This is a genomic window from Kosakonia sp. H7A, assembly GCF_003028445.1.
GTDB lineage: Bacteria > Pseudomonadota > Gammaproteobacteria > Enterobacterales > Enterobacteriaceae > Kosakonia > Kosakonia radicincitans.
In genome coordinates, this window is sequence record NZ_PYTZ01000001.1 from 917,219 (window position 1) to 937,380 (window position 20,162).

The window sequence follows — 20,162 nt, forward strand, 5'->3', positions numbered from 1 at the left end:
TAACGATGACCATGCCAACCCCTCAATGCCCGTGGCGCATGCAGGTTCACCATATCCATCAGGAAACGCCGGATGTCTGGACGCTGTCGCTGTTATGCCACGATTACTATCCGTATCGCGCCGGGCAATACGCGCTGGTAAGCATTCGCAACAGCGCCGACACGCTGCGTGCTTACACCCTTTCATCCACGCCGGGCGTGAGCGAATATATTACGCTGACCGTTCGCCGTATTGATGATGGCGCAGGTTCCCGGTGGCTGACCCAGGAAGTAAAACGCGGCGATTATCTGTGGCTTTCCGATGCGCAGGGGGAATTTACCTGTGATAACGAACCGAACGATAAGCTGTTGCTGCTGGCGGCAGGGTGCGGCGTGACACCGATTATGTCGATGCGCCGCTGGCTGGCGAAGTATCGCCCGCAGGCCGATGTGCAGGTGATCTTCAATGTGCGTTCGCCGCAGGATGTGATTTTCACTGATGAGTGGCGCGAATATCCTGTCACGCTGGTGGCGGAAAATGACGCCAGCGCAGGTTTTGCTTCTGGCCGTCTGAGCCGCGAACTGCTCAGCCAGGTGCCGGATCTGGCCGCGCGCACGGTGATGACCTGCGGCCCGGAGCCGTACATGGATTGGGTTGAGAACGAAGTGAAAGCGCTGGGCGTAACGCGTTTCTTTAAAGAGAAATTCTTTACCCCTGTCGCGCAGGCTGCCACCAGTGGGTTGAAGTTCAGCAAACTCTCGCCGATGAAAACCTTCTACGCGCCTGTGGGCAGCACGCTGCTGGAAGCGCTGGAGAGCAATAAGATGCCAGTGAATGCCGCCTGCCGCGCCGGTGTGTGCGGCTGTTGTAAAACGCAGGTGATTTCCGGAGAGTATACCGTCAGCAGCACCATGACGCTGACGGAGCAAGAGATTGCCGCCGGATATGTGCTGGCCTGCTCCTGCCATCCCCGGGGGGATTTGGTGCTGGCGTAACGCTTTCTGCACAAAATAAAACGCCCTTCATCTGGAGGGCGTTTTTTGGATCTCATTGACCGGGTATCGTTCCGGTACGCTGTTAACTCTGCACTACTTCCACGCTGGTGCCACGGAATAGCGGCCCGCACCAATAAAAGCAATCACCAGCGCAGCAATAAAGAAGTAAACAATACTTTCAATCGCCCACGCGCCAGTCGCATCCAGAGCGCCCGTTTTACCAATGCCGACCAGTAACCACGCCACCACCATCGTAAATGCCAGCACCAGCGCGGCAGGGCGAGTCAGAACGCCCAGAATGATCAGAATCGGGCACAGCACTTCGCCAATCAGCACGCCGTAAGCAATAAAACCCGGTAACCCTTTTGCCACCAGCATGCCCGCAATACCATCAATACCGCCGATTAATTTGTGCAGCCCGTGAAACAACATCAATCCGCCAACCAACAAACGCAGCAACAGTCGGCCAAGATCTTCATGCGAAAACATATTATTAACCGTATTTAACAATGATTTAACCATTTGAAATGATTCCTGTTTTCATCGACCTTTTTCAGAGTATTACGGAGTGTAACTGAAATAAACCCCTGTTTTAAAAAAGGGCATCGTTAATCTCATTCCAGGCAGAATCATTGTCTAAGCTTGTAATCAAGATCACAAAAGGAGCTTTCCATGAAACAGACAGTGGCTGCTTATATTGCTAAAACCCTTGAACAAGCGGGCGTTAAACGGATTTGGGGGGTAACCGGTGATTCTCTTAACGGGCTGAGCGACAGCCTGAATCGCATGGGTACCATTCACTGGATGCCAACGCGTCATGAAGAAGTCGCCGCCTTCGCTGCCGGGGCGGAAGCGCAACTGACCGGCGAGCTGGCGGTTTGTGCCGGTTCCTGCGGGCCGGGAAATTTACATCTGATCAACGGTCTTTTCGATTGCCACCGCAACCATGTTCCGGTGCTGGCCATTGCGGCCCACATTCCCTCCAGCGAAATCGGTAGCGGCTACTTCCAGGAAACCCATCCTCAGGAGCTGTTTCGCGAATGCAGCCACTATTGCGAACTGGTTTCCAATCCGGAACAGATCCCGCAAGTGCTGGCGATCGCCATGCGCAAAGCCGTGCTTAATAAAGGCGTGTCCGTCGTGGTACTGCCTGGCGACGTGGCGCTGAAACCTGCGCCGGAAAGCGCCAGCAGCCACTGGTACAGTGCGCCGCAACCGGTGGTCACACCGACACAAGAAGAGTTACAAAAACTGGCGCAGTTGCTGCGCTACTCCAGCAATATCGCCCTGATGTGTGGCAGCGGCTGCGCCGGTGCGCACAAAGAGCTGTTGGCTTTCGCCGGGAAACTGAATGCGCCCATTGTCCACGCGATGCGCGGTAAAGAACATGTGGAGTACGACAACCCATACGATGTCGGCATGACCGGGCTGATTGGTTTCTCTTCCGGGTTCCACACCATGATGAATGCCGATACCTTAGTGCTGCTCGGCACGCAATTCCCCTATCGCGCCTTCTACCCCACTGATGCCAAAATCATCCAGATCGATATCAATCCGGCCAGCATTGGCGCACACAGCAAAGTGGATATGGCACTGGTGGGCGATATCAAAGCCACCCTTGCCGCGTTGCTGCCGTTGCTGGAAGAAAAAACCGATCGCCGCTTCCTTGATAAAGCGCTGGCGGATTACCGCGAAGCCCGCAAAGGGCTGGATGACTTAGCGAAGCCGAGCGAGAAATCGATTCACCCGCAATATCTGGCGCAACAAATCAGCCATTTTGCCGCGGATGACGCGATTTTCACCTGTGATGTCGGTACGCCAACGGTGTGGGCGGCGCGATATCTGAAAATGAACGGCAAGCGCCGCCTGCTTGGTTCCTTTAACCATGGTTCGATGGCCAACGCCATGCCGCAGGCGCTCGGTGCAAAAGCAACCCACCCGGAAAGACAAGTCGTGGCGCTCTGCGGCGATGGCGGTTTCAGCATGCTGATGGGTGATTTTCTCTCTGTTGTGCAGATGAAGCTGCCGCTGAAAATTATCGTCTTTAATAACAGCGTGCTCGGCTTTGTGGCGATGGAGATGAAAGCGGGCGGCTATTTAACAGATGGTACGGAGTTGCAGGACACCAACTTTGCCCGCATCGCCGAGGCCTGTGGCATTACCGGGATCCGCGTGGAGAAATCCGCCGATGTTGACGAAGCGCTCCAGCGCGCTTTCTCGATCGATGGCCCGGTGCTGGTGGATGTCACGGTCGCCAAAGAGGAACTGGCGATCCCGCCGCAAATCAAACTGGAGCAGGCCAAAGGTTTCAGCCTCTATATGATGCGCGCCATTATCAGCGGACGCGGCGATGAAGTCATCGAACTGGCGAAAACCAACTGGCTCAGGTAAAACAGAAGCTTAACCTGAGCCAGAGAAAGGAAATGCCGTGATTGATTTACGTAGTGATACCGTAACCCGCCCGGGGCGCGCCATGCTCGAAGAGATGATGGCCGCCCCGGTCGGGGACGATGTTTACGGTGATGATCCCACCGTTAACGAACTGCAGCGTTACGCGGCGGAACTCAGCGGTAAAGAAGCCGCACTGTTTCTGCCGACCGGTACGCAAGCCAACCTGGTGGCGCTGTTAAGCCATTGCGAGCGCGGCGAAGAGTATATTGTCGGCCAGGGAGCGCATAACTATCTCTACGAAGCGGGTGGAGCCGCAGTGCTCGGCAGCATTCAGCCGCAGCCCATTGATGCCGCCGCCGACGGGACACTGCCGCTGGACAAAGTTGCGGCAAAAATCAAAGCCGATGACATCCACTTCGCGCGCACCAAACTGCTCAGTCTGGAAAACACCCACAACGGCAAAGTGCTGCCGCGCGACTACCTGAAACAGGCGTGGGAATTTACCCGCGAGCGCGGGCTGTCACTGCACGTTGATGGCGCACGCATCTTTAACGCCATCGTGGAATACGGCTGCGACCTTAGCGCGATCGCGCAATATTGCGACTCCTTCACCATCTGCCTGTCAAAGGGCCTCGGCACGCCGGTCGGTTCATTACTGGTGGGCGACAAAGCTTATATCACCCGCGCCAACCGCTGGCGCAAAATGACCGGCGGCGGCATGCGCCAGGCCGGGATCCTTGCCGCAGCGGGCCTGTATGCGCTGAAGCACAACGTCGCGCGGCTGAAAGAGGATCACGAGAACGCCGCCTGGCTGGCTGCTCAGCTACAGGAGATTGGCGCCGATGTGATGCGCCACGACACCAACATGTTGTTCGTTCGTGTTGGCGAACCGGCCGCAGCGTTGGGGGCGTTTATGCGCGAACGCGATGTGTTAATCAACGCTTCGCCGGTGGTGCGACTGGTCACCCATCTCGACGTCAATCGCCAGCAGCTCACCGAGGTGGTTCGCCACTGGCAGGCTTTTTTACAGCGCTAAGGAGCAGATGTGGCGCAGCGGATCCTGGTGCTTGGCGCCAGCGGTTATATCGGGCAGCGGCTGGTGGCCGCGCTCAGTCAGCAAGGCCACCAGGTCAAAGCGGCGGCGCGCCAGTTAACGCGCCTGCAAAAGCAGCGGTTGCCCGGCGTGACCTGCCACACTATCGATCTCTATTGGCCACAGGATCTTCCGGCGCTGCTGGCCGATATTGATACTCTCTACTATCTGGTGCATAGCATGGGCGAAAGCAGCGATTTTGTGGCGCATGAACGGCAAATCGCCCTGAATGTGCGCGATGCGCTGCGGGAAACGCCGGTCAAACAGGTTATTTTCCTCAGTTCGTTGCAGGCAAAAGGAGCAACGGATTCTGACCATCTACTGGCGCGGCAATATACCGGCGATCTGCTGCGGGCAGCCGGTGTGCCGGTTACCGAATTGCGCGCCGGAATTATTGTCGGCGCGGGTTCGGCGGCCTTTGAAGTGATGCGCGATATGGTATTTAATCTGCCGGTGCTGACGCCGCCGCGCTGGGTGCGTTCTCGTACCACGCCGATTGCACTGGAAAACCTGCTGTATTACCTGCTGGAGTTGTTGCATCATCCGGCGGCGGAACACCGCGTGTTTGAGGCTGCCGGGCCGGAAGTGCTGAGCTATCAGCAACAGTTCGAGCACTTTATGCGCGTCAGCGGCGTACACCGCCCGCTGATCCCCATTCCACTGCCAACGCGGCTGATCTCCGTCTGGTTTTTACATCTCATCACTTCCGTGCCGCCAGGCATCGCAAAGGCGCTGATCCAGGGGCTGAAGCACGATCTGCTGGCCGACGATCGCGCATTGCGCCGTTTGATCCCGCAAACGTTGATCCGCTTTGATGACGCAGTGCGTCAGACGTTGCAGGAAGAAGAAAAGCTGGTGAATTCCGCCGACTGGGGCTATGACCCGCAGGCCTTCTCACGCTGGCGTCCGCAATACGGCTACTTTCCGAAACAGGCCGGTTATCAGGTAAAAACCGCAGCCAGCCTCAGCGCGCTGTGGGAAGTGGTTAACCGTATCGGCGGCAAAGAGCGCTATTTTTTCGGCAATCTGCTATGGGAAACCCGCGCGGCGCTCGATCGTTTAATTGGCCACCAACTGCCGCGCGGGCGTCCCGATCGCGCCTGGTTGCAAACCGGTGATGCGGTGGATAGCTGGAAAGTGATCATCGCCGAGCCGGAGCAGCAACTGGCATTATTGTTTGGCATGGAAGCGCCGGGGCTGGGGCGGCTGACCTTTACGTTAAGCGACAAAGGCGATCACCGGCTGCTGGATGTCCGCGCCTGGTGGCATCCGCACGGCATGCCGGGTTTGTTTTACTGGCTGCTGATGTTCCCGGCTCATCTGTTCATCTTTCGTGGTATGGCGCAACAAATTGCCCGTCTGGCAGAAAAAAATAGCGAAAAAGTCTGACGGTTAACGTTTTTCTTTTACTTCTCCCATTGCATCGCGGCGTAATTCACGGAAGAATGCGCGCGATAATTGCTTTTCAACACAGTGGATTGATATGAAGGTACTGGTCACGGGCGCAACCAGCGGTTTAGGCCGAAACGCCGTCGAATATCTGCGTCAAAAAGGGATCAGCGTCAGGGCGACGGGCCGCAACGAAGCGATGGGCAAGTTGCTGAGCAAGATGGGCGCCGAGTTTGTGCATGCAGATTTAACCGAGCTGGTTTCATCGCAGGCTAAAATCATGCTCGCTGATATCGATACGCTGTGGCACTGCTCCAGCTTCACCTCACCGTGGGGAACGCAGGAAGCGTTTGACCTGGCGAATGTGCGTGCCACGCGCCGTCTGGGTGAATGGGCTGTCGCCTGGGGCGTACGCAACTTTATCCATATCTCCTCGCCTTCGCTCTACTTCGATTATCACCACCATCGCGATATCCCGGAAGATTTTCGCCCGGCGCGTTTCGCCAACGAATTTGCCCGCAGCAAAGCCGCTGGCGAGCAGGTCATCGATCTGCTGGCGCAGGCGAACCCCAATACCCGCTTTACGATTCTGCGCCCGCAAAGCCTGTTTGGTCCGCACGACAAAGTATTTATCCCACGTCTGGCGCAGATGATGCACCACTACCGCAGCGTGTTACTGCCGCGCGGTGGTGATGCGCTGGTGGATATGACCTACTACGAAAATGCAGTGCATGCGATGTGGCTCGCCAGCCAGCAACAGTGCGACACGTTACCCTCAGGGCGGGCGTATAACATCACTAACGGCGAGCCGCGCTCGCTGCGCAGCATCGTACAGCGGCTGATTGACGATCTGGCGATCTCCTGCCGCATTCGCTCCGTACCCTACACCATGCTGGATATGCTGGCCCGCAGCATGGAGCGTTTTGGCGATAAGCGCGCGAAAGAACCCGCCTTCACCCACTATGGCGTGTCGAAGCTCAATTTTGATTTCACGCTGGATATCACGCGCGCGCAGGAAGAGCTGGGCTATGCGCCGATCGTGACGCTGGATGAAGGCATCAAACGCACGGCGCACTGGTTAAAAGATCACGGTAAACTACACCGCTAACAGATCAGAACGGCCCGGATTTAATCTCAGACACCCGCTGGCCGCTCTTATCAATGTAGTACCACTCCCCGCCGCTCAACGAGATATGCTCGCCTTCACGCTGCGGTTTGCACCCGATGCAGACCAGCGCTTTGCCACCCTCAAACTGCGAAGCGTAATCATAGCGGGCGGCAATGCGGTTGCGAAAACTGTCATCCCAGTAGCCCACTTTGCCGTTCTGCGTTGAGCGCACCAGTCCCTCAACAAACCAGTCCGGCCCGTTATCGAAATGAATCACTGGCAAATACTCGTGCGCAGAACGCACATAATAATCCGCATCCTGCTCCCCCGCTCCACGGGTATAATTGTGCAGCCCGACCCACGACATGCCATCGACATCATGGGTTTTGGCAAATAGCGCGGGTAAAAATACCAGCTTGCCGTCTTTCAGTACGGCGCACTCATCCAGCGTTTCCACACTGTCAGTTTGTTTGTCCCAGTAGGAACATGCGTACGGCGGGTTTGGCGCAGCGTGGACAGCAAAAGCCGCCATCAGCAGTGCACCTGTCATGATGCGAAACACCATTTCCATTGACCTCGTCATAAAAAAACCAGCGGCAGTCACCCCTGGCCATATTTTTCCAGTAATGCCTCGGCAATGGCCTGGCTTTCGGCATCCGCAACACCGTTCCATAACCCCGGACGGAAATGCATCTGAAACGCCTCAATCACTCGTTTCTGCTGCGCAGACGTCATTTCCGGTTTCACTTCGTAGCCGTAGCGCGCCAACAAATCAAGCAGCGACGCCGTTTCCACCGGCTGATGAGGAGAACGACCATTCAGGTAAAATGCTACCCGCGCCGCATCCGGCCAGGCGCCAATCCCCTGAGCGGCCAACGCCTGCCACGGGAATAACGGGCCGGGATCGTCTTTACGCTGCGGCGCGATATCGGCATGCGCCACCACGTTTTGCGGCGCGATGTTGTACCGCGCGATAATATCTTTTACCAGTGGTATCAATGCACTAATTTGCTCAGGAGCAAAAGGCGCGAAGGTTTTTCCTCCCGCGCTTCGTTGCCAGCCGCGGTTTTCTAACTCAATGCCGATGGAGGTATCGTTGATGCGCGTCGCGCCGCGCCAGAAACTCACCCCCGCGTGCCAGGCAAGATCCTGCTCCGGCACCAGCTGCCAGATGCGCGGTTTACCGTGGTACAGCGGCGGCCTGGCGGGTACCAGGTAATGGGCGCTCACCTGCTTGTCGGTGAGCGTCGCCAGCGAGACATCAAAATCATCCGCCGTGTAATGAATCACCAGCACCTTGATACGTGGATAGGCTGCCTGCGCCTGACGCCGCGTATCCAGCTGGTAGCCGTTTTTATCGATAATCCCTTTTTCACTCGCACAGCCAGCCAGAAGCAGCGCCAGCATTGCTAATGCATACTTTTTCATCGGCGCGTTTTAACCGCCGTACCGCTGACGCTCACCATTAGCATGCTGCTGTCTTTGCCTACAGTTTCATAATCGATATCAATACCGACCACCGCATCTGCACCAAGCTGCTGCGCCTGGTCGCCCAGTTCACGAAAGGCAATTTCCCGCGCTTTACGCAGTTCTTTCTCATAAGCACCAGAACGTCCGCCGACAATATCGCGGATACCGGCAAAAAAATCGCGGAAAATATTGGCGCCCAGAATCGCTTCGCCCGTCACGACGCCGCAATACTCGATAATCGGCTGTCCTTCGAGTGTCGGCGTGGTTGAAAATTGCATAAGGTTCTCCTTTTGATTGCGCACGTTACGAGACACATTATCAGATCAATACACTATTCTTGAAAGGTCGTGTCTTCTGAAGAGAAATAAGGAAATCAACATGCGCTATTCAGTTTTGACTCTTGTAATGCCGTGCGCGCTGCTGCTGAGCGCCTGTACCACCGTAACCCCGGCCTATAAAGATATTGGCGCCCATAGCGGGCAGTGTGTGGAAGGCGGTCCGGACAGCGTTGCACAACAATTTTATGACTACCGCATCGCTCATCCGGGCAGCGACCTGACAGCATTGCGCCCATACCTGAGTGACGACCTGGCAAAAATGCTGAATAACGCCAGCCGCGATCCGCAAACCGCTGCGTTGCTAAAAACCGATCCCTTCTCCAGCCGTAGCGTTGCCGCCGATCATGCCGACGTCGCCAGCGCTTCCACCATTCCTAATAGCGATGCGCGGAATATTCCGCTGCGCGTAACGCTAAGCCAGGGCAGCCAGAGCTGGCAGGATGAAGTACTGATGATCCGCGAAGGACAGTGCTGGGCGGTGGACGATGTCCGCTACCTGGGCGGCTCGGTACATGCGCCCGCCGGGACGCTGCGCCAGTCGGTAGAACATCGCTAACGGTTATCACAACATGTGGTAACCCCCGTAAATTGTCTGGCATTCCCCGGGGAATGCCGACATTTATGCCTGGTTCCCTCACCGCCCGGTATTTTGTGCTAACTTTATCGCATAACCTGGTTTATTTTTAAGTTTTAACGCACAAATATTGCATAACTATTCTGTCAACGTTACTATTTGCGGCCTCAATTGCTATCAGACTGCTTCGATGAGTATTAAATTAAACAGCATCAATTGCTTTTATGGCGCACACCAGGCGCTCTTCGACATCACACTGGATTGCCCACAGGGTGAAACTCTGGTGCTGCTCGGCCCAAGCGGTGCGGGTAAAAGTTCGCTGTTGCGCGTACTCAACCTGCTCGAAATGCCGCGTTCCGGCCAGTTAAGCATTGCAGGCAACCATTTTGATTTTGCCAAAACCCCGTCAGATAAAGCGATTCGTGAATTGCGCCAGAACGTGGGCATGGTGTTCCAGCAATATAATCTTTGGCCGCATCTGACCGTGCAACAAAACCTGATTGAAGCGCCGTGCCGCGTGCTCGGTTTAAGCAAAGATCAGGCGCTGGCGCGCGCCGAAAAGCTGCTGGAGCGTTTACGTCTTAAACCTTATAGCGATCGCTATCCGCTGCACCTGTCCGGCGGACAACAGCAGCGTGTCGCCATCGCCCGTGCGCTGATGATGGAGCCGCAGGTTCTGCTGTTTGATGAACCTACCGCCGCACTCGATCCGGAAATCACCGCGCAAATTGTCAGCATCATTCGCGAACTGTCGGAAACCGGCATTACGCAGGTCATCGTGACCCACGAAGTGGAAGTGGCGCGCAAAACCGCCAGCCGCGTGGTGTATATGGAAAACGGTCACATTGTTGAGCAAGGGGATGCCAGCTGCTTTGCCGCGCCGCAGACCGATGCGTTTAAATACTACCTATCTCACTGAAGACTCGGGAATAAAGACAATGAAAAAAGTACTGATTGCCGCACTACTTGCCAGCATCAGCCTTAGCGCTACAGCAGCCCAGACCATTCGTTTTGCGACAGAAGCGAGCTACCCTCCGTTTGAATCCACCGATGCCAACAACAAGATCGTCGGCTTTGATGTGGATCTGGCGAATGCATTGTGTAAAGAGATCGATGCGACCTGTACCTTTACCAACCAGGCCTTTGACAGCCTGATCCCGAGCCTGAAATTCCGCCGTTTTGACGCGGTAATGGCCGGTATGGATATCACGCCAGAGCGTGAAAAACAGGTTCTGTTTACCACACCGTACTACGACAACTCTGCGCTGTTCGTCGGCCAGCAGGGTAAATTCACCAGCATCGATCAGCTGAAAGGCAAACGTGTTGGCGTGCAGAACGGCACCACACACCAGAAATTCATCAACGATAAACACCCGGAAATCACCACCGTGCCTTACGACAGCTACCAGAACGCGCGTCTGGATCTGCAAAACGGCCGTATTGATGCTGTCTTTGGTGACACCGCAGTGGTCACCGAATGGCTGAAAGCCGATGCCAAACTGGCAGCAGTAGGCGATAAAGTGACGGACAAAGAGTACTTCGGTACCGGTCTGGGTATCGCCGTACGCCAGGGCAACACTGAATTGCAGCAGAAATTCAACGCTGCGCTGGAAAAAGTGAAGAAAGATGGGACTTACCAGGCCATCTACAGCAAATGGTTCCAGAAGTAATCCTTAATGAACGAAATGTTTCCATTAGCAAGCGCCGCCGGGATGACCGTCGGCCTTGCCGTTTGTGCGCTGCTCATCGGCCTGGTGCTGGCGATGATCTTTGCCGTTTGGGAGTCCATTAAGTGGCGTCCTATTGCATGGATCGGTACCGCGTTGGTCACGCTGCTGCGCGGCCTGCCGGAAATCCTCGTGGTGCTGTTTATCTATTTCGGTGCCTCGCAGCTACTGCTGACGCTCTCTGATGGTTTCACCATCAATCTGGGCGTGGTGCAAATCCCGGTGCAGGTACAGATTGAAAACTTCGATGTCAGCCCGTTTCTGTGCGGCGTAATCGCGCTCTCTCTGCTCTATTCGGCTTACGCCTCACAAACCCTGCGCGGTGCATTAAAAGCTGTGCCGGACGGTCAGCGGGAATCCGGCCAGGCGCTCGGTCTGTCGAAAGGAGCGATCTTCTTCCGTCTGGTGATGCCGCAAATGTGGCGCCATGCGCTGCCGGGTCTGGGTAACCAGTGGCTGGTGCTGTTGAAAGATACCGCGCTGGTGTCGCTGATCAGCGTTAACGATCTGATGTTGCAAACCAAAAGCATTGCGACCCGTACTCAGGAGCCTTTCACCTGGTACATTGTGGCGGCGGCGATTTACCTGGTGATCACTCTGTTCAGCCAGTGGATCCTCAAACGTATTGACCTGCGTGCGACGCGCTTTGAACGGAGGCCGGGATAATGCTTGCCTATTTACCAGAGCTGTTTAAAGGCCTGCATACCAGCCTGACGCTGACCATCGCGTCACTGATTGTGGCGCTGATCTTGTCGCTACTGTTTACCGTCATACTGACGTTGAAAACGCCGGTGCTGACGCACATCGTACGCGGCTATATCACGCTGTTTACCGGTACGCCGCTGCTGGTGCAGATCTTCCTGATTTACTACGGCCCCGGCCAGTTCCCGTCGTTGCAGAACTATCCGTTCATCTGGCATCTGCTGTCGCAGCCGTGGCTGTGTGCGCTGCTGGCGCTGTCACTGAACAGTGCGGCGTATACCACGCAGCTGTTTTACGGCGCGATCCGCGCGATTCCGCAAGGTCAATGGCAATCCTGCGGCGCGCTAGGCATGAGCAAGAAAGACACGCTGGCGATCCTGCTGCCTTATGCCTTTAAACGCGCCCTTTCGTCCTATTCCAACGAAGTGGTGCTGGTGTTTAAAAGTACATCGCTGGCTTACACCATCACGTTGATGGAGGTGATGGGGCACGGCCAACTGCTTTACGGCCGCACCTATGACGTAATGGTGTTTGGCGCAGCCGGGTTGATTTATCTGGTGGTGAACGGTCTGTTGACGCTAATGATGCGCCTGATTGAACGCAAAGCGCTGGCTTTCGAACGCCGCAGCTAATTGCATAAATAATAATCAACGGCGAGATAATGCTTTAATATCTCGCCTTTTTTATATCCAATAAAATATATTTAAGCATTTTTATTGCATATACATTCAATTAATGGCATCGTAAACGCCATGCTGAAGACACGGCAAAAACAATAAGATTGATCGACAGGAGTTCGAAAATGAAAAAACTGATGCTGGCCGCCGCCCTGATCGCGACTTTCGCTGCAAGCGCCTCTGCTGCTGATAAAATCAATTTCGGCGTTTCCGCCACTTACCCGCCGTTTGAATCGCTGGACGCGAACAATAAAATCGTCGGTTTTGATATCGACCTGGCAAATGCGCTGTGCAAACAGATGCAGGCAGACTGCACCTTCACTAACCACGCGTTTGACAGCCTGATCCCATCGCTGAAATTCAGAAAATATGATGCGGTGATCTCCGGTATGGATATTACGCCAGAGCGCGCCAAACAGGTCTCTTTCACCGATCCGTACTACGCGAACTCCGCCGTGGTGATTGCGAAAAAAGACGCGTTTAAATCTTTCGACGATTTGAAAGGTAAACGCATCGGTATGGAAAACGGCACCACGCATCAGAAATATTTGCAGGATAAGCACCCGGAAGTGAAAACCGTGGCTTATGACAGCTATCAGAACGCGATTATCGACCTGAAAAATGGCCGTATCGATGGCGTGTTTGGTGATACCGCAGTGGTTAATGAGTGGCTGAAAACCAACCCGCAGCTTGGCGTTGCAACACCGAAAGTGACCGATCCGCAATATTTCGGCACCGGCCTCGGCATTGCTGTTCGCCCGGAAAACAAGGCGCTACTGGAAAAACTGAATACCGCCCTGAAAGCGATCAAAGCTGACGGTACGTACCAGAAAATCAGCAACCAGTGGTTCCCGCAGTAAGTGCAGCCTTGCCCGGTAGCGTCGCGCTTACCAGATCAACGGACTTCTCATCTGTCATTCGGATAAGACGAAGCCATAAGATTATAAAAAAGCCGCTTGCGCGGCTTTTTTATTGCTTAACCAACAGCGTCAACACCTCGTAATGCGCGGTATGCGGAAACATATCAAACAGTTGCACGCGTTCGATGCGATAGCCTGGAAGCTGTCGAATATCTTTCGCCATTGATTGCGCATTACAGCTTGAATAGACGATAAAAGGCGGCGCCATACGGCTTAAGTAGTCGCATAATTCCGCCCCGATGCCGCGTCGCGGTGGGTTAACCAGTACCAGATCCGGCACGTCCTGTTGCGCAGTGGCGAACTGTGTAGAATCGAGCGCCTGAAAATGCAAATTATGCAATCCCAGCACCTGCGCCGACTGCGTTGCGCAGGCGATCGCTTCCGGGGCGATCTCGATGCCGGTCAGCCGCATTTCAGGTGTAGCGCAGTGCAGACCAAAACCGCCAACGCCGCAGAACAGATCCCACATATGCGCGACCGGTAAAGCACGCACCCAGTCACGGGCGGTGGCGTACAGCGCGCTGGCGACGGCAGGGTTAGTCTGGAAGAAGCTTTGTGGGCGGATCCACAGCGGCACACCATTGAAATTTTCCGCCAGCGCCTGCTGTTCGGTGAGGAAAATCTCCGTCTCCCCTTCCATGATCGCCATATGCACCGGCTGAATATTTACCGAAATAACCTTTAACTGCGGTAATTGCGCCTGCAACCACGGCAGCGCGGCGCGCAGTTGCGCCAGCTTAACTTCGGAACGCAATACAAAACGCAGCATCATGCCGCCATCCTGCTGGCTTTCGGTCAGCAGCAGGTATTTCAGTTCGCCGCGCTTGCGTGTCACGTTGTAGGGCGTTAACCCCGCGCGGGCAATAAAGGGTTTAAGCGCAGCAAAAACCGGGGCAAAAGAGTCGGGATAGAGCGGGCAATCAGTGAGATCTTCCGGCGTACCGTCGCGGTGCAGCATACCGAGCAGCGGTTTTTCTACGCTGCCGCTGACCACCATTTTGGCTTTATTGCGAAACCCCTGCTCCGGGCCACTCACCGGCGTGCGCCACTCTGCCACCGGCAACCCTGCCAGCAGGTGACGGAGATCGTCCATCTTAGCGGTAAGCTGGGTGGCAAGCGGTTGTTCGATCCACTGACAGGAGCGACAGCGACCAGCATCGTAGAGAGCGCACTGCATAATAAAGCCTTTCGTTTTGCGGGGCCGGGATTGTACCACCGTTATTGCAGGCGGAAAAAGCGTCGACTGGGCGTGGGGATAAACAGCAGGAACAGCACCAGCATATCAGGCAGTTTTTGCAGCATCAGCGAACGGAAAATCTCCCGGCGCGATCCACCGGCAATACTGAACAGCTCCGGATAACCATAGCCGAGCGAGGCGGCCCACAAATAGCCGGTAGCGATAAGCTGCGTCAGAAGATAGAGCCAGCGCGCCCAGTTGCGCCCTTTCACTACCGAAAACGCACAAAGGATCTCGATAAACACCAGCAACAGGCTGCCGAGAAAAATCAGCGTCAGCGCCCAGGTCTGTGCGCTGCGCTGGACAAAATCGATAATACCGCGTCCGCCCAGTACATTGAGCACCATCAGCACATCGACACAGCGAATGGTGATGATGGCAATAGCCGCCACCTGCACCATCGCGGGTACATTCAGTTTCGCGTGATGAGTGGTTTTCTTAAAGAAGCCCAATCCTGTGATTTCCCTGTGAAAAAATGCCGCGACAAGCGCGGCATCAGCGACACAATTTCCCGATTTTAATGAGAATGATCTTGTCTTGCACGCTGGATATCGCGAATCCGCTGCTTTTCCGTGCGCGCCATCAGATACCAGGCGATTAAACCAACAATCCCGACCACGCCAAGGATCAGCGTCGCCAGCGCGTTGATTTCCGGGTTCACCCCCATGCGCACACTGGAGAAGACCAGCATCGGCAACGTTGTCGCGCCCGGCCCGGAGACAAAGCTGGCGATCACCAAATCATCCAGCGACAGCGTAAAGGCCAGCAGCCAGCCGGAGATCACCGCAGGCATGATCATCGGCAGCGTAATAACAAAAAAGACTTTCAGCGGTGTGGCGCCCAGATCCATCGCCGCCTCTTCAATCGAGCGATCGAGTTCACGCAGGCGTGAGGAGATCACCACCGCCACATAAGCAGTACAGAACGTGACGTGCGCCAACCAGATGGTTAACATCCCGCGATCCGAAGGCCAGCCAATCGCATGCCCGAGGGCGACAAACAGCAGCAGCAGCGACAGACCGGTAATCACATCCGGCATCACCAGCGGCGCAGTGATCATAAAAGCAAAACCGTTGGAACCACGGAAGCGGCCAAAACGCACCATCACAACAGCGGCTATGGTGCCGAGGATCGCCGCCATGGTGGCCGCACAGGCGGCAATGGTCAGGCTTAAACCCACCGCGCTCATCATCGCATCATCATGGAACAGTTCGCCGTACCAGCGCGTTGACCAGCCCGCCCATACCGTGACCAGCTTCGAACTGTTGAACGAGTAGATCACCAACATCAGCATTGGCGCATACAGGAATGAGAACCCAAGCACCAGAATCAGGATACGCCACGGCGATCGCACTACCGGTAAGTTGTTCATGCGTGATCCCCCGCCTGTTTCTGCTGATGTTTGTGGAACCACATGATCGGCACAATCAGCAACAACAGCATGATCACCGCCACCGCAGAAGCCACCGGCCAGTCGCGGTTATTAAAGAACTCCTGCCACAGCACGCGCCCAATCATAATGCTGTCCGGGCCTCCAAGCAGTTCCGGGATCACAAACTCCCCCACCGCCGGGATAAACACCAGCATCGACCCGGCGATAATCCCGCCTTTGGTCAGCGGCACAATCACGCTGAAGAAGGTTTTCAGCGGTCGCGCGCCGAGATCCAGCGAGGCTTCCACCAGCGAATAGTCGATACGCGTTAACGCGGTATAAATCGGCAGCACCATAAACGGCAGATAGGCGTAAACGATGCCAATATAGACCGCCAGGTTGGTGTGCAGAATATTCAGCGGCTGATCGATCACGCCCAGCCACATCAGGAAGTTATTCAGCACGCCGTTGCTTTTCAAAATGCCCATCCACGCGTACACGCGGATCAGGAACGAGGTCCACGACGGCAGAATCACCAGCAATAGCAGAATATTGCGCGTTGACGGCTTACTGTGCGCCACCGCCCAGGCCAGCGGATAACCAAGCAGCAAACAGCACAGCGTGGAAATCGCCGCCACTTCCAGCGATTGCAGGTACGCCTCGATATAGAGCGGATCGTCGGTCAGTTGCAGGAAGTTGCCGATATTCAGCGTGACCGTAAGCTGGCTGTCGGCCCACTCAATCAGATCGGTATACGGCGGGATCTGGCGCGCCATCTCTGCAAGGCTGATTTTGAAGACAATCAAAAACGGCAGCAGAAACAGCAAAATAAGCCAGACATAGGGCAGCGCAATCACCAACTTACGCCCGTGGCGCATCTGCATACGCGCCAGCCACAGTGTTAAACCGCCCGGTTTTTCAACGCGGGCCGGCGGCTCCAGTGTACTCATCACCGCTCCTTAAACCGTCAGAACCACACAACTATCGGCATCCCAACAGAGACGAACTTCGTCGCCCCAGGTTGGCGCGCCTTTACGGTAGCGATGCGCGTTTTGCAACTGGGCGCTGATCATCTGCCCGCTTTGCACACGCACGTGATAAATAGAAAGGTCGCCAAGGTAGGCAATATGCACCACTTCGCCGACGGCAAAGTTGTAGCCATCGGCTGGCGGCTCGTCGCAGAGCATGATTTTTTCCGGGCGCAGCGCCACGTACACCGGCACGTTGTCCACCACCGATGCATCCGGATCGACCTTCAGCGGATGCACCAGCCCAGGAGATTCGACCACCAGGCCATCATCCTGACGCTCTTTCAGCAACCCTTCGAAGACATTGACCGAGCCGATAAATTCAGCGCTGTAGCGGGTGGTCGGATGCTCATAAATCTCTTCCGGCTCGCCAATCTGCACGAATTTACCACGGTTCATGATGGCGATACGGCCAGCCATGGTCATCGCCTCTTCCTGATCGTGCGTTACCATTACGCAGGTCACGCCAACGCGCTCGAGGATATCCACCACTTCCAGTTGCATGCGGTCGCGCAGTTTTTTATCCAGCGCGCCCATCGGTTCATCCAGCAGCAGCAATTTCGGGCGTTTCGCCAGACTGCGCGCCAGCGCCACGCGCTGACGTTGCCCGCCGGAAAGCTGATGCGGCTTACGTTTGGCGAACTCGCTCATATGCACCAGATTGAGCATCTCCGCCACGCGGCTGGCAATTTCCGCTTTCGGCAACTTGTCCTGTTTCAGCCCGAACGCGATGTTCTGTTCAACCGTCATATGCGGGAACAGGGCATAAGACTGAAACATCATATTGATGGGGCGCAGATATGGCGGCACGTGCGCCAGATCGACGCCGTCGAGCATAATTTGCCCCTGCGTTGGCTGCTCAAAACCGGCCAGCATACGCAGCAAGGTCGATTTGCCGCAGCCGGACGCGCCTAGCAGTGCAAAAATTTCGCCTTTGTAGATAGTGAGGCTGACATCATCAACGGCATGCTGGCCGTCAAACGATTTGGTCAGATTGCGGATTTCAAGCAGCGGCGTCAGATCCTTGCGGCTCTTCGCCTGCGGGCGGGGAATAGCGTCGTTCAATCCAGTGCTCTCCGGCATAAACATCACCCTGTTTCAACAGGTTGACTTACAAATGGCTGAACAGAGGCGCAGTACCTCTGTCCAGCTTTGGGGCAATCGCACCATGTTGGTGCATTCAAATCACCGGTCAGGTAATTGATTTACTTGCCGCTTTTAACTTTAGTCCATGCGCGGGTTCTTACGCGGTCAATCTTCGGATCCTGGACTTTCAGCGTAAACAGTTTGGCGAAGACATCCGGCGGCGGGAAGATTGCCGGATTGTTACGCACTTCTTCGCTGATCAGTGGGACAGAGGCTTTGTTGCCGTTCGCGTAGAACACGTGATCGCTGATATGAGCAATCACATCCGGGCGCATCAGATAGTTAAGGAACTGATAAGCCTCATCTTTATTTTTCGCATCAGCAGGCATCGCGAAGACGTCAAAGAATGCCAGCGCGCCCTCTTTCGGAATGGTGTAGGTCACGTTGACGCCGTTTTTCGCTTCTTTCGCGCGGTTAGCGGCCTGCCATACGTCCCCTGCCCAACCAATCGCCACGCAGATGTCGCCGTTAGCCAGATCGTTGATGTATTGCGAAGAGTGGAAATAACGGATATTCGGACGCAGCTTCAGCAGCAAATCCGTTGCCGGACCGGTGTAATCATCCGCTTTGTTGCTGTTCGGATCTTTGCCGAGGTAGTTCAGCACGGTGGCAAAAATCTCTTCCGGCGCATCGAGGAAAGAGACGCCGCAGCTTTTCAGTTTTTCCAGGTTTTCCGGCTTCAGCACCAGATCCCAACTGTTCACCGGCGCATCTTTGCCCAGGGCAGCTTTAACTTTATCGATGTTATAACCAATACCGGTGGTCGCCCACAGGTACGGCATGGCGTATTTGTTGCCCGGGTCATGCTTGGCAACCATTTTCAGCACGTCTGGATCGAGGTTCTTCCAGTTTGGCAGCTTGCTCTTATCCAGCGGCTGGAACACGCCGGCTGCCAGCTGGCGCTCAAGGAAGCTTGCCGACGGCACCACCAGGTCGAAGCCGGTGCTGCCCGCCATCAATTTGCCTTCCAGCACCTCGTTGGAGTCAAACACGTCATAAACGACTTTAATACCGGTTTCTTTTTCGAAATTTGCGACGGTGTCCGGCGCAATATAATCAGACCAGTTGTAAACATGCAGCGTCTTTTGCTCGGCTGCGAGCGTGCTGGCAGAGACAGCCATCAACGCACCCGCGACAAGACCTGATACCCATTTTTTGCTCAAGGCGGTCATATCTCATTCCTTCTGGAAAAGCCCGTTAACATACGAACCAAATGTACGCATTTTAAGGTATGCAAGAATCATGCATATTTTGTCACTCTGCACAGCCTCGGAGGAGAAAACTCTTCCGGCAGACACCGCATGCTGTTGTAAGCAGCGCAAGAATAACTGTAGCCAGGGTTTGAGGCTATAGGTCAGATTAAAAAACGCGGTTTATCAATTTTTTATGCAGGATCTGTCTATGGGATAAGCCTTCACCGCCGGAATTGCGGTGAATAGTTCTTTAAAGAAAGGTTAAAAGCAGAATAAAAATATTTATTTTGCAGCCGCGCTGGCAGCGACTGCATGAATTGCGGCAAAGAGTCAGTGGAGAAAATTGCGCGTTGCGTCGCCCATGACGGCCTCTTCCTCGCTGTCTGTCGCAAGAAACAGCAGCTGGTGCGCGTTGGCTTCCATAATCACCATAGAAATCTGCTCCTCGCTCTGGCGCATAAACCAGGCGAACTGCTCGAAGGTGACTCCCGGCCCAACGCATAAAGACTGACATACCACCAGCTTCGGCAGATTATCATCCTGAATATCGAGAAACGCTTTTACGGTCAACGAACTGGCGTTAATGGCAGAGAGATCCGCTGACAGCGCCAGCAGCGCCGAAGGTTTAACTTCCGCCATCGCCGTAAACAGCATGATGTCATTAACCAGGTCAAGTTTCGCATCGAACACGCCATCAAAATTTTGCATATGCGGCAGGTGCAGCGCCTGACAGTTATCACACTCAAAAAAAGTGATGCCCAGTTCGTCGAGCCAGTGACGAAGCGTGTCCAGACCAGGAACGACGAGTGAATCCATAACGTAA

22 protein-coding genes are annotated in these 20,162 nt (G+C 55.1%); 11 read left to right on the plus strand and 11 right to left on the minus strand.

What is annotated here, in order from left to right:
* Positions 1-5 precede the first annotated feature (5 nt).
* Positions 6-974 (plus strand): NADH oxidoreductase, encoded by a 969-nt coding sequence (gene hcr / locus CWM66_RS04240; RefSeq protein ID WP_107146266.1) that lies wholly within the window; start codon positions 6-8, stop codon positions 972-974.
* A 93-nt stretch (positions 975-1,067) separates the two neighbouring features.
* Here the strand turns inward: hcr and CWM66_RS04245 are convergent, their stop codons facing one another.
* A complete protein-coding gene (locus CWM66_RS04245) occupies positions 1,068-1,496 on the minus strand; it encodes a DoxX family protein (protein ID WP_035885874.1) in 429 nt (142 codons plus the stop codon).
* 150 nt (positions 1,497-1,646) lie between these two features.
* On the opposite strand from CWM66_RS04245, the gene poxB reads away from it, so the two are divergent.
* The 4 genes from poxB (at position 1,647) to CWM66_RS04265 (ending at position 6,955) form a co-directional block, all read left to right on the plus strand.
* Positions 1,647-3,365: a ubiquinone-dependent pyruvate dehydrogenase gene (gene poxB, locus CWM66_RS04250; protein ID WP_007374109.1), complete on the plus strand. Its 1,719-nt coding sequence runs from the start codon at positions 1,647-1,649 to the stop codon at positions 3,363-3,365.
* Between the two features lie 37 nt (positions 3,366-3,402).
* Positions 3,403-4,401, plus strand: a complete 999-nt coding sequence (gene ltaE / locus CWM66_RS04255) for a low-specificity L-threonine aldolase (protein ID WP_043954072.1) — start codon at positions 3,403-3,405, stop codon at positions 4,399-4,401.
* A gap of 9 nt (positions 4,402-4,410) precedes the next feature.
* Complete coding sequence (locus CWM66_RS04260) at positions 4,411-5,847, plus strand: DUF2867 domain-containing protein (RefSeq protein WP_107146267.1); 1,437 nt, start codon at positions 4,411-4,413, stop codon at positions 5,845-5,847.
* 94 nt (positions 5,848-5,941) lie between these two features.
* Complete coding sequence (locus tag CWM66_RS04265) at positions 5,942-6,955, plus strand: NAD(P)-dependent oxidoreductase (protein WP_007374106.1); 1,014 nt, start codon at positions 5,942-5,944, stop codon at positions 6,953-6,955.
* Between the two features lie 4 nt (positions 6,956-6,959).
* Here CWM66_RS04265 and CWM66_RS04270 read toward each other — a convergent pair whose 3' ends face one another.
* From CWM66_RS04270 to CWM66_RS04280, 3 genes are read right to left on the minus strand one after another with little or no spacing between them, the layout of a single operon-like run.
* Positions 6,960-7,538: a hypothetical protein gene (locus tag CWM66_RS04270; protein ID WP_227135788.1), complete on the minus strand. Its 579-nt coding sequence runs from the start codon at positions 7,536-7,538 to the stop codon at positions 6,960-6,962.
* 17 nt (positions 7,539-7,555) lie between these two features.
* Positions 7,556-8,383, minus strand: a complete 828-nt coding sequence (locus CWM66_RS04275) for an N-acetylmuramoyl-L-alanine amidase (protein ID WP_107146268.1) — start codon at positions 8,381-8,383, stop codon at positions 7,556-7,558.
* Entirely contained in the window at positions 8,380-8,703 is a 324-nt protein-coding gene (locus CWM66_RS04280) for a heavy metal-binding domain-containing protein (RefSeq protein WP_035885878.1), read from the minus strand. Before CWM66_RS04280 ends, CWM66_RS04275 begins: the two co-directional genes overlap by 4 nt.
* Before the next feature lie 100 nt (positions 8,704-8,803).
* On the opposite strand from CWM66_RS04280, the gene CWM66_RS04285 reads away from it, so the two are divergent.
* The 6 genes from CWM66_RS04285 to artJ all read left to right on the plus strand — a co-directional run bounded on the left by CWM66_RS04285 (position 8,804) and on the right by artJ (position 13,303).
* Positions 8,804-9,319 (plus strand): lipoprotein, encoded by a 516-nt coding sequence (locus CWM66_RS04285; protein WP_007374102.1) that lies wholly within the window; start codon positions 8,804-8,806, stop codon positions 9,317-9,319.
* A 208-nt stretch (positions 9,320-9,527) separates the two neighbouring features.
* The gene (artP, locus tag CWM66_RS04290; protein ID WP_007374101.1) at positions 9,528-10,256 is read left to right on the plus strand and encodes an arginine ABC transporter ATP-binding protein ArtP; all 729 of its coding nucleotides are present in this window, start codon (positions 9,528-9,530) and stop codon (positions 10,254-10,256) included.
* 19 nt (positions 10,257-10,275) lie between these two features.
* A complete protein-coding gene (gene artI, locus CWM66_RS04295; protein WP_035885879.1) occupies positions 10,276-11,007 on the plus strand; it encodes an arginine ABC transporter substrate-binding protein ArtI in 732 nt (243 codons plus the stop codon).
* Positions 11,008-11,013: 6 nt separating this feature from the next.
* Complete coding sequence (gene artQ, locus CWM66_RS04300) at positions 11,014-11,730, plus strand: arginine ABC transporter permease ArtQ (RefSeq protein ID WP_107146269.1); 717 nt, start codon at positions 11,014-11,016, stop codon at positions 11,728-11,730.
* The gene (artM, locus tag CWM66_RS04305) at positions 11,730-12,398 is read left to right on the plus strand and encodes an arginine ABC transporter permease ArtM (protein WP_007374098.1); all 669 of its coding nucleotides are present in this window, start codon (positions 11,730-11,732) and stop codon (positions 12,396-12,398) included. Before artQ ends, artM begins: the two co-directional genes overlap by 1 nt.
* 170 nt (positions 12,399-12,568) lie before the next feature.
* Entirely contained in the window at positions 12,569-13,303 is a 735-nt protein-coding gene (artJ, locus tag CWM66_RS04310; RefSeq protein WP_007374097.1) for an arginine ABC transporter substrate-binding protein ArtJ, read from the plus strand.
* A gap of 109 nt (positions 13,304-13,412) precedes the next feature.
* Here artJ and rlmC read toward each other — a convergent pair whose 3' ends face one another.
* From rlmC to CWM66_RS04345, 7 genes are all read right to left on the minus strand, one after another.
* The gene (gene rlmC / locus CWM66_RS04315) at positions 13,413-14,540 is read right to left on the minus strand and encodes a 23S rRNA (uracil(747)-C(5))-methyltransferase RlmC (protein WP_035885880.1); all 1,128 of its coding nucleotides are present in this window, start codon (positions 14,538-14,540) and stop codon (positions 13,413-13,415) included.
* Between the two features lie 41 nt (positions 14,541-14,581).
* A complete protein-coding gene (locus tag CWM66_RS04320) occupies positions 14,582-15,001 on the minus strand; it encodes a YbjO family protein (RefSeq protein WP_090474329.1) in 420 nt (139 codons plus the stop codon).
* A gap of 116 nt (positions 15,002-15,117) precedes the next feature.
* Positions 15,118-15,972 (minus strand): putrescine ABC transporter permease PotI, encoded by an 855-nt coding sequence (gene potI / locus CWM66_RS04325; protein ID WP_007374092.1) that lies wholly within the window; start codon positions 15,970-15,972, stop codon positions 15,118-15,120.
* On the minus strand, positions 15,969-16,922 hold the full coding sequence (gene potH, locus CWM66_RS04330) for a putrescine ABC transporter permease PotH (RefSeq protein ID WP_007374091.1): 954 nt from the start codon (positions 16,920-16,922) through the stop codon (positions 15,969-15,971). Before potH ends, potI begins: the two co-directional genes overlap by 4 nt.
* 9 nt (positions 16,923-16,931) lie before the next feature.
* Positions 16,932-18,065, minus strand: a complete 1,134-nt coding sequence (potG, locus tag CWM66_RS04335) for a putrescine ABC transporter ATP-binding subunit PotG (protein WP_007374090.1) — start codon at positions 18,063-18,065, stop codon at positions 16,932-16,934.
* 140 nt (positions 18,066-18,205) lie between these two features.
* Positions 18,206-19,318: a spermidine/putrescine ABC transporter substrate-binding protein PotF gene (potF, locus tag CWM66_RS04340; protein WP_007374089.1), complete on the minus strand. Its 1,113-nt coding sequence runs from the start codon at positions 19,316-19,318 to the stop codon at positions 18,206-18,208.
* Between the two features lie 351 nt (positions 19,319-19,669).
* Entirely contained in the window at positions 19,670-20,155 is a 486-nt protein-coding gene (locus CWM66_RS04345; protein WP_007374088.1) for a YbjN domain-containing protein, read from the minus strand.
* Positions 20,156-20,162 lie beyond the last annotated feature (7 nt).